Origin of the sequence: Corynebacterium sp. c25Ua_47 (assembly GCF_039907205.1) — a bacterium.
Lineage (GTDB): Bacteria > Actinomycetota > Actinomycetes > Mycobacteriales > Mycobacteriaceae > Corynebacterium > Corynebacterium hiratae.
In genome coordinates this window covers 178,883-194,369 of sequence record NZ_JASBOH010000001.1, presented here as the reverse complement: position 1 = coordinate 194,369, position 15,487 = coordinate 178,883, and the positions used below count along the sequence as shown (strand labels likewise).

13 protein-coding genes are annotated in these 15,487 nt (G+C 63.4%); 3 read left to right on the top strand and 10 right to left on the bottom strand.

Features of this window, described 5'->3' with window-relative positions:
• Positions 1-131: 131 nt before the first annotated feature.
• From ftsY to QKE52_RS00850, 7 genes are all read right to left on the bottom strand, one after another.
• On the bottom strand, positions 132-1,952 hold the full coding sequence (gene ftsY / locus QKE52_RS00880) for a signal recognition particle-docking protein FtsY (RefSeq protein ID WP_347947861.1): 1,821 nt from the start codon (positions 1,950-1,952) through the stop codon (positions 132-134).
• Positions 1,953-2,026: 74 nt separating this feature from the next.
• The gene (smc, locus tag QKE52_RS00875; RefSeq protein WP_347947860.1) at positions 2,027-5,530 is read right to left on the bottom strand and encodes a chromosome segregation protein SMC; all 3,504 of its coding nucleotides are present in this window, start codon (positions 5,528-5,530) and stop codon (positions 2,027-2,029) included.
• Between the two features lie 10 nt (positions 5,531-5,540).
• The gene (locus QKE52_RS00870) at positions 5,541-5,846 is read right to left on the bottom strand and encodes an acylphosphatase (protein WP_046648019.1); all 306 of its coding nucleotides are present in this window, start codon (positions 5,844-5,846) and stop codon (positions 5,541-5,543) included.
• Complete coding sequence (locus QKE52_RS00865) at positions 5,847-7,373, bottom strand: alanine/glycine:cation symporter family protein (protein WP_347947859.1); 1,527 nt, start codon at positions 7,371-7,373, stop codon at positions 5,847-5,849. It lies immediately after the preceding gene.
• A gap of 34 nt (positions 7,374-7,407) precedes the next feature.
• A complete protein-coding gene (gene mutM / locus QKE52_RS00860; RefSeq protein ID WP_347947858.1) occupies positions 7,408-8,256 on the bottom strand; it encodes a bifunctional DNA-formamidopyrimidine glycosylase/DNA-(apurinic or apyrimidinic site) lyase in 849 nt (282 codons plus the stop codon).
• Between the two features lie 14 nt (positions 8,257-8,270).
• Entirely contained in the window at positions 8,271-9,041 is a 771-nt protein-coding gene (gene rnc / locus QKE52_RS00855) for a ribonuclease III (RefSeq protein ID WP_070545719.1), read from the bottom strand.
• A complete protein-coding gene (locus QKE52_RS00850; protein WP_070545716.1) occupies positions 9,038-9,577 on the bottom strand; it encodes a YceD family protein in 540 nt (179 codons plus the stop codon). Before QKE52_RS00850 ends, rnc begins: the two co-directional genes overlap by 4 nt.
• A 133-nt stretch (positions 9,578-9,710) precedes the next feature.
• Here QKE52_RS00850 and QKE52_RS00845 point away from each other — a divergent pair, with 133 nt between their 5' ends.
• Positions 9,711-10,352 (top strand): hypothetical protein, encoded by a 642-nt coding sequence (locus tag QKE52_RS00845; RefSeq protein ID WP_246822464.1) that lies wholly within the window; start codon positions 9,711-9,713, stop codon positions 10,350-10,352.
• On the opposite strand, the gene QKE52_RS00840 is transcribed toward QKE52_RS00845, so the two are convergent.
• Both QKE52_RS00840 and gdhA read right to left on the bottom strand, forming a co-directional pair.
• Entirely contained in the window at positions 10,291-11,037 is a 747-nt protein-coding gene (locus tag QKE52_RS00840) for a DivIVA domain-containing protein (protein ID WP_046648014.1), read from the bottom strand. The two genes, QKE52_RS00845 and QKE52_RS00840, sit on opposite strands and share 62 nt — an antisense overlap.
• 115 nt (positions 11,038-11,152) lie before the next feature.
• Positions 11,153-12,499: an NADP-specific glutamate dehydrogenase gene (gdhA, locus tag QKE52_RS00835; RefSeq protein WP_070512568.1), complete on the bottom strand. Its 1,347-nt coding sequence runs from the start codon at positions 12,497-12,499 to the stop codon at positions 11,153-11,155.
• 171 nt (positions 12,500-12,670) lie between these two features.
• Between gdhA and QKE52_RS00830 the strand changes: the two genes are divergently transcribed.
• A complete protein-coding gene (locus QKE52_RS00830) occupies positions 12,671-13,789 on the top strand; it encodes a glycerate kinase (protein WP_046648133.1) in 1,119 nt (372 codons plus the stop codon).
• Positions 13,790-13,803: 14 nt separating this feature from the next.
• On the opposite strand, the gene QKE52_RS00825 is transcribed toward QKE52_RS00830, so the two are convergent.
• Complete coding sequence (locus QKE52_RS00825) at positions 13,804-14,202, bottom strand: hypothetical protein (RefSeq protein ID WP_046648013.1); 399 nt, start codon at positions 14,200-14,202, stop codon at positions 13,804-13,806.
• A gap of 36 nt (positions 14,203-14,238) precedes the next feature.
• Between QKE52_RS00825 and QKE52_RS00820 the strand changes: the two genes are divergently transcribed.
• Positions 14,239-15,447, top strand: coding sequence for an amidohydrolase (locus QKE52_RS00820; RefSeq protein WP_070512564.1), 1,209 nt, complete (start codon positions 14,239-14,241; stop codon positions 15,445-15,447).
• The last annotated feature ends 40 nt before the right edge of the window (positions 15,448-15,487 follow it).

Here is a 15,487-nt window from a genome sequence, read left to right as displayed (position 1 = left end):
GACTTTCCCAGAGTATCATTGTGACCTCCCCCAAAGCACATCTTTAATGGGACGAAAACGACGAAAGCGCCCCACAAAGGAGGCGCTACGTCTCGAAAGAACTTAGGTCTAGCCCAGGGATCTATAAGGACTTACTTCTCCCCCAGCAAGGCATCAACAAATCCTTCAACCTCAAACGGCGCGAGGTCATCTGCACCCTCGCCGAGGCCCACGAGCTTGACCGGCACGCCCAGTTCCTCCTGCACCTGGAAGACGATGCCGCCCTTGGCGGTGCCATCCAGCTTCGTGAGGACAACGCCGGTGATATCAACAACATCACGGAAGATACGGGCCTGGGTCAGGCCGTTCTGCCCCACCGTCGCATCCAGTACAAGCAGGACCTCATCAACCTCGGTCTTCTTCTCCACCACGCGCTTGACCTTGCCCAGCTGGTCCATGAGGTCCACGGAGGTGTGCAGACGGCCAGCGGTGTCAACGAGAACAACGTCGACGCCCTGGTCAACGCCAGCGGCCACGGCATCAAAGGCCACGGAGGCCGGGTCCGCGCCTTCCTTGCCGCGGACAGTCGTAGCGCCCACGCGACGGCCCCAGGTCTCCAGCTGGTCCGCAGCCGCTGCACGGAAAGTATCCGCCGCGCCGAGCAAGACGTTGTGCCCCATGGACACGAGCACGCGGGCCAGCTTGCCGGTCGTGGTGGTCTTGCCGGTGCCGTTGACGCCGACGACCATAATGACGGCCGGCTTGCCTTCATTCGGCATGGCCTTGATAGAACGGTCCATCTCCGGGTGGCCCACCTCGATGAGGGCCTCGCGCAGCATCGCACGCGCTTCGGCCTCAGAACTGACTCCGCGCTCTGCAATCTTGTCACGCAGGGAGTCGGTAACTTGCATGGTGGACTTCGTACCCAGATCCGCCATGATGAGGGTGTCTTCGATTTCCTCCCAGGCATCATCATCAAGGTCACCAGCAGAAAGAATGCCCATGAGGCCTTGGCCAATGGCGTTCTGCGAGCGCGACAGACGCCCGCGCAGCTTGCCCAAGCGGCCGGCAGCCGGCGCAATGTCCTCCTGCGGCTGGGCTGCCGGGGCCTCGACAACCTCGGCGTCGTCGGATACTTCGAGCTCCTCCGGCTCAGCCTCGAGTGCCGCGCTTGCCGACGCCGCCTGCGCCCCCGCTGCCGCGGCGGCCTCCTCTGCTTCGGCTTCCTTAGACTCGGCCGGAGCCTCAGGTACCTCCGGTTCCTCCTCTACCTTCGGAGTTTCAACTACCGGCTCCGGTTCAGCAATCTCCGGTTCGGCAATCTCTTGTTCGGTGGCCGGGACATCCTCTTCCGTGTCTTCGTCATCCTTGTCAACAGCAGCGGCGCCGGATACGGCAGCACCAGCGGCGGCAGCGCCCGCAGCTCCTGCAGCGGCTACACCAGCGGAAGAATCCTTATCCTCTTCTTCCTTTGCCGGTTCGTTCTGCGCAGCCGGTTCCGGCTCGCTCACCGGCTTCGCGTCTCCGACGGGTTCCGGCTTAGGCTCTGCCTGAGGCTTCGGTTCCGCCGCAGGTTTCGCTGCCTTCGGGGTCTCCTCTTCACCCTTGAGCTGAGCATTCGCCAGCTCAGTGGCATCACGCTGCTCCGCCTGCGGCTCAGGCTTGGGCTTGGGCTCAGCCGGGGCCTGCGCGGGCTGCTCGGCAACTGGCGGCTGTGGCGCCGGCTGCTCGGGCTTCGAGGCGGTGACAGGCTCCTTAGTTGCACCGCCGCCTGCAGGGGCAAAGTTAAAGCCAGACTTGGCTTGGTAGTTGCCGGACTTCTGCTGCTGGGTCAGCTCCTTCGGCTCCTCCACGGGCTTTTCAAAGGAGACCTTCTTTGATTCGCCGCGCTTCTTGCCTAGGACAACGAACAAGACCACGAGCAGAATCAGGACGATGACTGCTATCGCAATCCACATAAAAGTAGTATTCATGCCTTCCATAGTGCCAGGGTTGTCCACGTACGGCACGACAAGGAGGGTGAAAAGTGCTGGGCGCAAGCCCCGCCCTAGCGCGGGGCGTCGACGCCGAGGCGCGTCGCATCCTCCGCCGCCTGTGCTGTGCCCGGCGCCTCACCGGCGCGGGACATGCGCTGCGAAATCACGCGCGTCACGCCATCGCCGCGCATCGTGACGCCATACAGCACGTTGGCCACGTCCATCGTCGGCTTCTGGTGGGTGATGACGATGAGCTGAGAATCTTTACGCAGCTCCTCGAAAAGGGCGATGAGACGGCGCAGGTTGACGTCGTCAAGCGCGGCTTCCACCTCGTCCATGACGTAGAACGGCGATGGGCGCGCGCGGAAAATCGCCACGAGCATAGCCAGGGCTGTCAAGGACTTCTCGCCGCCAGACAACAGCGACAAGCGCTTCACCTTCTTACCCGGCGGGCGGGCCTCCACCTCGATGCCGGTAGCCAGCATGTCATCCGGCTCCGTGAGGATGAGGCGACCCTCGCCTCCGGGGAACAGCGTCTGGAAGACCTTGGGAAACTCCGCTTCCACGTCGTGCCAGGCATCCGTGAACAGCTGCAGGATCTGCGCGTCCACATCTTCGATAACGCCAGTCAGATCCTTGCGCGCTTGGATGACATCGTCCAGCTGCGTGGACAGGAAGCTATAGCGCTCCTCCAGTGCCTTGTACTCCTCCAAGGCCAGCGGGTTGACCTTACCCAAGGAATTGAGGTCCTTCTCGGCTTGCTTCAACCGCTTAGTTTCGGCGGAACGATCGAAATCCTCCCCCGGGGTGTAGTCCTTGAGCAGGTCGGGAATCGCAATGCCGAGCTGCTCCACGATTTTTTCCTCGGCCTCATCCACGCGCACCTGCGCCTGGCTGCGGGCGATCTCGGAGTTATGCGCGGAGTCGGTCAAGCGATCCAGCTGCTGGCGGGTCGAGGAGACCGCTTGCTTCGCCGATTGTGCACGGCCTTGCAGCACGCCGCGCTGGGTGACCAGCTCATCGCGTTCCTCGGCGGCCCGCTCGAGTGCCTGCGCGGTCCGGGCGGCCAAATCTTGGGCATGCTTGTCGACGGCCCCCGCCAACCTCGCCTGCGCTTGCCGGCGGGCCATGGCCTGATCGTGGCGAGCTTTGGCCTGGCGCTCGTGCTGGGCTTGGCGCCGCAGAGCCTCTCCCCTGCCGGCCGCCTGGCCGACCTTCTCTTCGGCGCTGCGGGCCGCCAGCTGGGCCTCCACCTCCATGGCCTTGACCTGTTCCAGGGCCGTCGAGGCAGCATCGCGTTCCACCGAGGAGGGTTCATCAGCCTGCTCTTCAGCGTCCACGCGCGACAAGCGGTCACGCGCCTCCGCCAGTTCCTCGCGTAGGCGGGCCAACTGCACCTCGATATCCGTGGCGCGGGCGGCGGCCTTTTCGTGCTCAGCCTTGTTTGCTTCGTACTGCTTGAGCAAGCGCTGGTGATCGCGCTTCCACGCCTCTAACTCGTGATCGTGTTCCCGTAGCGCGGCCTTGGCGCTCGCCGCACCAACGCGCGCATCGTCCGCCGCCAGCTTCGCGCCTTCCAGCGTGCCGGATAGTTCTTCCAGCTCATGGGTGGCGGTCTCCAGCTGTTGCTCGGCCTCCGTAATCTGGCCGCTCACCTCCACCGTCGAGGCAGCTCCAGTTCCGGCCTCTACCCAACCTTCGCCGACGAGCAGGCCCTCAGGGGTCACAGCTCGCAGGCGCGGATCCTCCGCGATGAGCTCGCGGGCTGCGGCATAGTCATCGACGAGGACCACGTCGGAGAGCAAGCGCGTCACCGCCGCTGAGACTTCTGGAACCAAGACCATCTGGTCCAGCAGCCAGCTCGCCCCGGAGGGCAAGTCCGCGTCAAGGCGCCAGGCTGAACCGGTGGGTTCCGCGGCGACGTCGATCAGCGGCGTGCGGCTCGCCGCAGCGAGATCACGCACGATGTCCCCGCTCACCGCGCCGGCTTGGGCTTCGGCAAAGGAGCCGAGTGCTGCCGCAACGGCCGTCTCATAACGCGTGGAGATGAACTCCGCGAGAGGTTTAAAGCCCTCACCGAGATCCAGTGCTTCTGGAACGGTCTGGCCCAGGGTATCGATCCGAGCGCGCAAACTGTACACGCTGCGCTCGTGTTGCCGCTGTGCGTCACGCAGCTGTTCCAAGCGTTTATCGGCCGCTGCGGATTCGCTGGCCGCGCGCACATGCGCTTCCTCCAGTGGCTCACGCTCGGCGGCCAGGTGCTCCAGCTTGTCCGCCACCTCATCAGCTTCCGCCTGTGCTCCCCTGGTACGGGCTTTCGTGTTCGCCAGCGTCTCTTCCTGCCGCGCCAACTCGGACTCCGCGGAACTTACTTGACCGGCTAAGTTCTCCTCAGCGGCGATGAGGCGAACCACGCCTTCGCGGCGATCCGCAATGGCGCGCAGCTGCGCCATGTGTTCCTTATCGGCGGCCTCGAAGGCTTCCCGGCGCTCAGCCACTTCCTCCCGGATCGATTCCAGACGCTCCGCCGCCTCCTCGGCCGCGGCCAGCAACTCTTCGTGCTCCTCGTCGGCCCGCTGGGCGCGTGCCTCCAACTCATCCGGATCCTGGCCCGCGTAGGCCACCTGTGAGCCAACGTTGCTGGCGCGCTCGGCCGCGATGCGCTGCGTGGCGGAGATACGCTCCGACAGCGTCGAGAGCTCGAACCACAGCTTCTGCGCGGCCTCCGCGCGCGGAGTGACATCCCCCAGCTCGGCTTCTACCTCGAGCTGGATTTCGGTCGCTTCTTCCAGCTGGGCTGTCACTTCCTCGACCTGCTCGGCGAGCACCGCCGCGCGCTTTTCAGCGTCGTCGAATGTCGCGCGCAACCGCACCACGCGGTCGCCGGCAAGACGCAGGCGGGCATCCCGCAAATCCGCCTGCACGGTTGCTGCGCGCTGGGCGGCCTCCGCTTGGCGCGCCAAGGGCTTGAGTTGTTTGCCCAGCTCATCGGTCAAGTCCTGCAGGCGATCCAGGTTGGCCTGCATGCCGGTCAGCTTGCGCTGCGCTTTTTCCTTGCGGCGGCGGTGTTTCAGCACGCCCGCGGCTTCTTCGATATAGGCGCGGCGATCCTCCGGGCGGGATTCCAGAATCTCTGCCAGCTTTCCCTGGCCGACGATGATGTGCATCTCGCGGCCAATGCCGGAATCAGACAGCAGCTCTTGAATATCCATGAGGCGCGCCTTCGCCCCATTGATCTCATATTCGCTCGCGCCATCCCGGAACATGCGGCGGGTGACGGAGACCTCCGAATACTCGATGGGCAAGGCGCCATCGGAATTGTCAATCGTCAGCGTAACCTCGGCGCGGCCGAGGGCCTTGCGGTCCCCGGCGCCGGCAAAGATGACGTCCTGCATCTTGCCGCCGCGCAGCGTCTTGGCGCTGCCTTCACCCATGACCCACGCGAGCGCATCGACGACGTTCGATTTACCCGAGCCGTTTGGGCCCACCACGGCGCAGATGCCGGGCTCGAATTTCAGGTTCGTCGCGGACGCGAAGGACTTGAATCCTTTGAGCGTGAGCGATTTGAGGTGCATTCGGTTTAGTTTAGCGCTCGATGAAGCCCGACTCACCGCGCGGTGCGGCCCACTGCTCCACCACGGCGTTCACTACGCCTGGGCGGTGGGTGGTCGACGGTTCTTCACGCAGCAAGGCCAGCAGCTTCTCGCAATCAGCACGCGGCCCTTCAGCAACCACCTGGACGCGGCCATCCTGCAGGTTCGTCGCGTGTCCTGCCAGCCCTAGTTCGAGTGCCCGGGAACGCGTCCACCAGCGAAAGCCCACGCCTTGGACGTGGCCATGGACGAAAGCCGTGAGCCGCTCATTCCCTGTGGCCGCTGCCTGCTGCGTCATCTAGTACTCCCTCAAGTTCGTGCGGTCACCCAAGTCGTGCTCGTGCTTGAGACGGCGGCGGTCCTCCGCGCTGCGGCGGGTTACCGGATCCGTGCCATCCCAGCACTCGACGTTCTGCAGTTCCGGCAGCATATCACGGTGGAAGACCGGATCCAGGCCCTTGCGGCGCTGCTCGTTGTAGTTCTTCAACAGCTTGATGGCCACGCCCGACAGCGGCACGATGGCGCACACGTTGAGCAGAACCATGATGGCAGCGCCGGTATCGGCCAGGTCGAACACCGTGCCCAGCGGGGCCACCGCGCCGTAGAAGACGAAGGCCAGAACGATGAGACGGAAGATCCACAGCACCGACTTCTTCTCAGAGAGGTACTCCACGTTGGACTCGGCAAGGTAGTAGTTGCCCAGAATCGAGGAGAAGGCGAGGAAGAAGAGGATGAAGGTGACGAAGTGGATGCCCCACTCGCCCACCACACCGGAGAGCGCATTCTGGGTCAGGGTTACGCCCTCAATCGCATCAGAGCCAAAGCTTTCGAACTCGGTACCCAGCAAAATGATGAAGGCGGTAATCGTACACACCACCAGGGTGTCGAAGTACACGCCGAGGGTCTGCACCAGACCCTGCTTAACGGGGTGGGACACCGTCGCCGTCGCTGCAGCGTTCGGCGCCGAACCTTCGCCCGCTTCGTTGGAGAACAAACCACGCTGGATACCTTTGAGCATCGCCATGCCCACGGTGGCACCGGCAGCTTCCCGGAAGCCAAAGGCGGAGCCCACGATCGAGACGAACATGTCCGGCACCTTGTCAAAGTTCACAATAACGACGATGAGGCCCAAGATGAGATAGGCGCCCGCCATAAACGGCACGATAAACTGGGTCATCGAGGCGATACGCTGCACGCCACCGATGATGATGAGACCGGACACGGCGACGACGGCAACGCCCACGCCTGCCTTGAAGGCACCGGAATCCTGCCCGAAGGAGGCCGCCAGAGAGTCAGAAATGGCGTTGGTCTGGAACGCATTGTAGAACCAGCCAAAGGTAATGGCGATGGCCACGGAGAAGATGGTTGCTAAAGGCTTCCACCCCAAGCCACGGGACATGTAATAGGCCGGGCCACCGCGGTAGGCATCCCCCTCACGCACCTTCCACAGCTGCGCCAGGGTCGACTCCACGAATGCTGTCGCACCACCCAGGATGGCGATGAGCCACATCCAAAACACCGCGCCGGGCCCGCCCACGGAAATAGCCACGGCCACGCCTGCAACGTTGCCGGTGCCCACACGAGAGGCCGCTGAAATGGTAAATGCCTTGAAGGCGGAGATTCCGCCGTAGTCGGCGTCCTCATCGGCGCCGACGCCCTTGGGCTTCTCGACGACCGCCTTGAACATGTCCGGCACCATGCGGACCTGCACCACGGCGGTGCGGATACCGAAGAAGAGGCCCGCGGCAATGAGCAGCCAAGGCAGGACGTACGACCACAGGCTGTCGTTAATGACACCGATCACGGTGCTGAAGAATTCTTGCATGCGTTACACATTAATAACTCACACCAGAATCGTCCTAGTTGGCCGCGGGCAGCCTCCCCTCTCCGCGGCGCTGACAGGACGGGCAGTAGTGGGTCCCACGCCCGCCAAGCACGGTTTTCACGATTTCCTCACCGCAACGATCGCAGGGCTGGCCACCCCTGCCATAGGCATGTAAGGAACGGTCAAAATATCCGGATTCACCGTTGACGTTGACGTACAACGCGTCAAAGCTAGTTCCGCCAACGGCGAGCGCCGCGCGCATGACATCACCGGCCGCGGATATCACCGCGACGGCATCGCGCTGCCGCAGGGCGCTAGCCTTCTTGAGCGGAGAAATCTGGGCCGCCCACAACGCCTCATCGGCATAGATATTGCCCACCCCGCTGAGCACCGTTTGGTCGAGCAGAGCTACCTTGACCGCGGTGCGCTTCGCGCGCAGGCGCCGCCCTGCCGCTGTAAGGTCAAAGTCTGCTTCGAGAGGATCGGGAGCGATATGCGCCATGGTCAGCCATGGCCCGAGACGCCAATAGCCGAAGGTGCGCTGGTCCACGAAGCTGAGGCGGGTGGCGTCGTCAAGCACGGCGGCGATACGCACATGCGGCGAATCTACCTCACCGATCCGCACCTGCCCCGACATACCGAGGTGGATGAAGAGCACATCGCGTGCCGGGTCAGTGTGGTCCTCGTCGGCCAACTCCAGCCACATGAACTTGCCGCGGCGCGCCACCGCGGCAATCTTCCTGCCCACCAGCAGCGCGGACAGCGGCGCTTCCTGGCCCCGGTTAGCGCGCGGGTGGAGAACCTCTACTGCTGCGAAGGAGCGCCCCACAACATAAGGCTCGAGCCCGCGGCGGACGGACTCAACTTCGGGAAGTTCTGGCATCGAGTCCTCGTGTTTTAGCTTTCTTTGCCGGCGGTGCCCTGCACCAGCAACGGCGTCTCACGCAAGGTTTGGCACGCTTCCTCCGCCGCCTGCTGCTCAGCGAGCTTCTTGTTGTGGCCCGTCCCCCGGCCGACGGTCAAACCGGCCACGGTGGCCACGGCGTTGAAGGTTTGATCGTGCTCAGGACCCGTCGACGTGGCTGAATAGACCGGCATCGCGGCCTTCAACTCAGCGCACAGCTCCTGCAAGGTCGTCTTCCAGTCCATGTGCCGACCGGACACCACGGCGTTGTCGATCTTGGCGGCGAACAGCTTCAGCACCACCCCGCGGGCGACCTCGAAGCCATGTTGACGGTAAATAGCGCCCAGGATGGCCTCGGTGGTATCGGCCAAGATGGAATCCTTGTCGCGTCCTCCAGTGGCTTGCTCGCCTTTGCCCAACAAGATGTGGTCGCCCACGCCAATCTCACGGGCCACGTCAGACAACCCGTAGCGCGACACGATGGACGCGCGCATCTTGGAAATATCCGACTCGGGGCGCGAGGGGTACTTGTCGTAGAGCTTGGCCGCGACGGACAAGCCCAAGACCGCGTCCCCCAGGAACTCCAAGCGCTCATTGTTGGGAAGGTGCCCGTTCTCATTAGCAAAGGAGCGGTGTGTCAGCGCCAAACACAGCAGCTCATCGCTGAGCTCCACGCCGAGTGCTTTCAGCAACGGGGCGTGGTCTACCTCCGCGAATGCTGCGGCAAGGGCCTGCTCACCGGTCAGTTTCTTCTTCTTGCTCATAGGAATTTCTCCAGCCCGGACCACCGCGGATCAACGCGTTCTTCTTCCCCGGATACCCCCGTGGTCACACCTTCGGGCACGTCCACCTCGCAGCCGCCTTCGCACGTTGGGGCAAACGGAAGGGACAACCCTGCCTCATCGATCACGGTCTGCAGGAGGTCAAGAATCCCGTCCTGAATCTCGGGTACCTCATCGCCCGAACCGCGATCCTCTTCCTCGATCTCATCCCCGCCGACGAAGGATTCGTCTGCGGAAAACACCTGGGACACGTGGAGATCCATCTCTGGGTGTAGCTCAGCCAAGCAGCGTGCGCATTCGCCGCTGAGGGTGCCGGTGACATCAGCGTCCACCAACACGCCGGAGCCCAACGGGGTCAAGGTGGCTTCCACCGTGACTTCAGCGCCTTCCGGGATGCCGATCATTTCCACGCCGATGCGCTCTGGCGCGGGTCCGGTCTGCACGCGGTGCTCAGGCAGCGCCTCGGTTCCTTGGCTGCGGAGCAATTCCGTCACGTCGAACTTCAATGGTGATTTCATAGCGCCCACCAGCTTACCCTGTGCTGCCCCCTGCGCCCTAGACTGGCAAGGACCTGAACGCAGGGTCATAGCCACTTAAGCACTTGCACAAAAGCCTCGATTCTTCCGCTTCAGGCTTTTAGCCTAAAGGCCCATGAGCTACACCGCTACGGGCACGGCGCCTCTGGCCGCCACGGCACGCGACCTCGCACTCAGCTTTCCGCTGCAGTGCCTTGTCCCCGCCGTAGCACTGGCCGTTGCCGGGGTGGCATGCCGCCACGTCATCACTCGACACCGCCCCAGCATCTTTGGCGATGCCGGCCTTTCCTTGCACCGCGTGGCTCTCGCCAGTGCCCTCGCAGGTGTGATCGTCGGCGCCGTGTCTCTTCTCCCCCTGCACTTTGGGCCAATTGTCATTATTTCTTCAGCGCTGTTCTCGCTTTTTGCTGCGCTCATCGCGTGGGGCGCGCGGGAGTCCTTTTCGGCCGCCAGCATGGGGATTGGATTGATGATGCTCACCGTCGGGGCGGTGGATGTGTTGCTGATGCTTGCCGACGCCGCCTGGGGCCCTCTCTCAGAACCCCACGCCGTAGACACGAATTTCGGCATCATGTGGCTGCTCTATGCACTCCCAGGCCTCATCTCCGCCGGACTTGCCGCGGCACTGAGCACCATGTCAGCTAAGGAAGCCGCCCGTATCCGCCGCGCGGAGGAGGCACGCGCGTTAGTTCACGTTAGTAGTCGCGGGGCGCGCGAGGGGCACGGCGCCCCGGCTCGCGGTGTTCGCGCGCACTAGTGCGCCCCTCGCCGCGGGACTCCCCGCGGGAGCGCACACCGGCGCCTCGCCGCAGGGCAGAGCGATCGTTGTTGACGGTGCGTAGGAGATCCGACAAGGTGGTTTCGAATTCCGCCAGCTTGGCGTCGACGAATTCATCGCACTCGGTGCGCAGTCGGTTGGATTCGGAGTGGGCGGATTCCACGATGCGGTGCGCTTCGTCGTCGGCGCGGCGCACAACTTCGGATTCAGAGACCAAACGGTCCTGCTCAGCTTGGCCCGCAGCAACGGTGCGCTGGTACTCCTCATCTGCCTGGGCGCGGGTGCGCTCGGCATCAGAGCGCGCGTTTTCTACGAGGTTGGTGGCCTCATCTTCTGCCTGGGCCACCATGGTGGTGGCGCGGTGCTGGGCGTCGGCCAGCATGGCGTCGGAGTCCTCGCGCGCACGGGTAACCGTGTCATCGGCTTCTGCGTTGGCATCGGAAATGATTTGGTTCGCGCGTTCCTCGGCACCCTGCAGGATCTCATCCTGCTTGTCCAGAACATCTTGGGCATCATCCATTTCAACGGGGAGGGCGTTGCGGAGATCGTCGAGAAGCGCCAGCATCTCGTGGCGCGGAACCATGCAATTGGAGGTCATGGGAACGGCATAGGCCTGTTCCAGGTTGCGAACAAGTTCATCGAGGGACTCAAATACGCGGTACATGGCACCAGACTATCCAAGCAAGAGCGCACCACCACGTATCCCACGCGGGCAAAACGGCGAAAACCTCCCCGCTAGGCGGGGAGGCTCAACCTGGCAATAGAGGACAGGAGCGGGGCTAGATAACGCCCTGTGCCAGCATGGCGTCGGCCACCTTCTTGAAGCCTGCGATGTTGGCGCCGGCAACGTAGTCGCCCTCCAAGCCATATTCCTTGGAGGTCTTGTCAATGTTGCGGAAGATGTTGGACATGATCTCGTGCAGGCGCTGGTCGGTGTATTCGAAGGACCAGGAGTCACGGGACGCATTCTGCTGCATCTCTAGCGCGGAGGTCGCCACGCCGCCCGCATTCGCGGCCTTACCCGGCGCGAAGGCGATGCCGCTTTCCACAAAGTAGTGCGCTGCCTCCGGGGTACAGGGCATGTTCGCGCCTTCGGCAACATAGCGGACCTGATTCTTCACCAGAAGCTTGGCATCGTCACCGTCAAGTTCGTTTTGGGTAGCGCACGGCAGGGCAACGTCGGCGCTCACCTCCCATACGTTGCCGCCTTCGTGGTACTCCACGCCCGCACCCGCTTCGCCGGCGTAGGTGGAAATGCGCTCGCGGCGGACTTCTTTAATCTCCTTGAGCAGCTCCAGGTCCACACCGTTCGGGGTGGTGATGTAGCCGGAGGAGTCAGACATCGCGACGACGGTACCGCCGAGCTGTTGCACCTTTTCAGCAGCGTAGATGGCGACGTTGCCGGAGCCGGAGACAATAACCTTGGCGCCGTCGAAGGACTCACCATGGGTCTTCATCATTTCCGAGGTCAGATACACCAGGCCGTAACCGGTAGCCTCGGTACGCACGAGGGAGCCGCCCCAGGACAGACCCTTGCCGGTAAGAACGCCAGACTCATGCTTGCCTTCCAGCCGGCGGTACTGCCCGAACAGGAAACCGATTTCGCGGCCGCCCACGCCGATATCGCCGGCCGGGACATCGCGGTATTCGCCGATGTGGTTGTGTAGCTCCGTCATGAAGGACTGGCAGAAGCGCATGACCTCGGCATCGGACTTACCCTTCGGGTCGAAGTCGGAACCGCCCTTGCCGCCACCGATAGGCAGGCCGGTCAGGGAGTTCTTAAAAATCTGCTCGAAGCCGAGGAACTTGATGATGCCCAAGTTCACGCTCGGGTGGAAGCGCAGGCCGCCCTTGTAGGGGCCGAGGGCGGAGTTAAACTGCACGCGGAAGCCACGGTTAACCTGAATCTGGCCGCTGTCATCTACCCATGGAACGCGGAAGATGAGCTGGCGCTCGGGTTCGCATAGACGCTCGACCAGGCCGTAATCAGCATAGTGCGGGTCCTTGTTGAGGACGATCTTCAGGGAGTCAAGCACCTCAGCGAGCGCCTGGTGGAATTCCGGTTCGCCCGCATTACGCTTGAGGAGCTTGCTGTAATAGTCGGAGATTTGCTGGTCGATGGACATGGCTATCCTTTCATTCGACACCGTGCCTCGCGGTCGGTGCGTCATCCATTGAACAAACGATAGTTTTCTATCAATTGACCTAAATTGCAAGACGTCCGTACTGCGGCGCGCCTTAAAGGCTGGTCAGAGCGCGAAAATTTTTTCTCACATCTCTGCCATATACTCGTGAACATGCGCATTCTTGTTGCCCCCGATTCCTTTAAAGGCACCGCCACCGCCGCCGAAGCCGCTGCTGCCATTGCACTCGGCGCGCGCCGCGCGCTGAGCTCCTCCCCGTATGCCGACACGGCGAAGGTACATGCCCTTCCCACGGCCGATGGTGGCGAGGGAACCGCGGAGGTTCTCGCTAGTGCCGCCGTGGCTCGCCACGGCACTGCGGGCCAGACCATTACGCTGCCAACTACCGATGCTGTTGGACGCCTCACCGAGGCCAGCTATCAGCTCGTCGGCGATACAGCCTTCATCGACGTCGCCGCCGCCACTGGGCTGCCTGCTGTCTCCGATGCCCTCGACCCGCTGCATGCGGACTCCTATGGCACGGGCGTGTTGGTGGCCGATGCCGAATCGCGCGGCGCCAAGCACATCGTTCTCGGCCTCGGCGGTAGCGCCAGCATCGACGGCGGGCTCGGCATCCTCGCCGCACTCGGCGCCGCCGCACACGATGCCCGCGGCTATGCCCTCCCCAAAGGGGGTGCTCCGCTGGTCAACCTCGACCACATCGACACGGCGCAACTAAACATGAAGGCGGCCATGTTGGACTACACTTTGGTCACCGATACCCGCGCCGTGCCCATCCAGGCCGCAACAATGTATGGGCCGCAGAAGGGGGCCAAGGGCGACCAGGTCGCGCTCCTGGCCGGCGCGATGCTGCGATTGTGCGAGGTCACGGACACCGATCCGGAGGCCGAGTTCTTTGGTGCCGCCGGCGGTATCCCCATCGCCCTGAGCTGGCTTTCGCGCACACTCTGGGGCACCTCGGAGCACTGCCGCATCGTGCCGGGCGGCCGCTATGTAGCTGAGGCCCTCGATCTTCCCGCCCGCATCGCCGAGGCGGACCTCGTCCTGACCGGCGAAGGCCGCTTCGACGAACAATCACTCACCGGAAAGGTGGTAGGCACGCTGGCCGAGCTCACTGGACCGCCCACTCTCGGCATCATCGCCGGCTCCGCTACCGCCCCGGCACCGCAGGGCGCGCTACTCGAAGAGCTCGACGGCGACGCGCACGCTAGCGTGGCCGAGCAACTGAGCGCCGCGGCCGAGCGTCTTGTGCTGAACTTCCTGCAGAATTAGAGCTTTCTGTGGGACTAAGGGGCTACCTGCACCGCCCACGGGAAGATAGCCGGGCGCTCGTGGGCGAGCTCATCTTCCAGCAACACATGATCCTTCGGTAGCACCGCATGCGGGGTCAGCAGGCGCGCGAGGACCATCGTCAGCTGGTTAACGGACCCCGTCACGCCATCGACGGCGATGGCGTAGCGATACACGTTTGCCCCCTCCAGGTCCCGCTCTTCGTGTTCCTCACGGTAAGTCTGGCGCAGCTGTTCTTCCAACCCCTCTGGGAATACAGGCTCAGGCACACGAGTAACCTCTGCAGAGGCCAGCGAGTTGTTTTCCACCAACTTACGGGTGGCAGTGCTAAAGATTTCGGCCACACGCTCCGCTTGGGCATCCGGCACCAGAACATCAAAGTGAATCATTGGCATGTAGGTAACCCTACCCAAACTTCAAGGACGGTAACTATGGCAGATCCCACACTTTCCACGCTGACTGGACTCCTTTCGGAGGACGCCGTTGATCTCAGCTGGCAACGCGCCTTTTACGAAGATCTGCATGCCCACCCGGAGCTGTCCCACGAAGAGGAACGCACCGCCGGGCGCATCCTCGAACAACTAGAGAACTACGACTGCGAGCTCGTCACCGGAATCGGCGGCCACGGCATCGTCGCTATCTTCCGCAATGGCGACGGCCCCACCGCCCTCATGCGTGCCGACTTTGATGCCCTCCCCGTGGCCGAGGAAACCGGCGTGCCCTTCGCCGCCACCAACGGGGCAATGCACGCGTGCGGGCACGACGTACACGCCACCGCACTGCTCGGTGCGTGCGCGATTCTCGACGCCCACCGTGCGGCCTGGCGCGGCACCTTCCTAGCACTATTCCAGCCGGCGGAGGAATCATCCATGGGCGCCAAGTACATGATTGCTGACGGACTCACCGACCGAGTCCCCACCCCGGATGTCTGCCTAGGACAACACGTCATGCCCGGCCCCGCCGGCCAAGTGCAGTCCACCGCCGGCCCCATCCTGGCCGGTTGCGACTCCCTCCGCATCCGCATCACGGGGCGCTCCGCGCACGCCTCCATGCCGCATGAGGCCATCGATCCGTCCTACGTGGCCGCCATGGTGGTAACCCGCCTGCAAGCCATCGTCGGCCGCGAAGTACCTCCCCATGACTTCTTCGTCATCTCGGTAGGCGAGCTGCACTCGGGCGATAAGAACAACATCATTCCGGGCAGCGCCGAGCTGGTGCTCAACACCCGTTACTACAAGCCGGAGTTGGCCAAGCGAGTCTACGCCTCCCTCGAGCGCATGGTGCGCGCTGAATGTGAAGCAAGCGGATGCCCCGCTGAACCTACCTTCGAGTATTTCGCCCACGGCGAAGTCACCGACAACGACGCCGCCGCACATGAAACCGTTCGCTCGGCCTTCGACGCGGTCTTCGGTGATCTCTCCGTCACTGCCACGCCCTCCACCGTGTCCGAGGATTTCTGCTACCTCCCGCAGGCCTGGGGCGTGCCGTACTACTTCTGGTTCATCGGTTCCACGCCGGAGGACCTCCTAGGCAACCCGCCGGTCAACCATCAGTCCACGTTCCTCCCGGACTATGAGCCCACCATGCGCTCAGCTACCCGCGCTGGGGCTGCCTCCGTGCTGTCTTTCCTTGGGCACTAGTTTTCCGTACTCAACGCGGTCTGCGAGTGAGTACGGAACT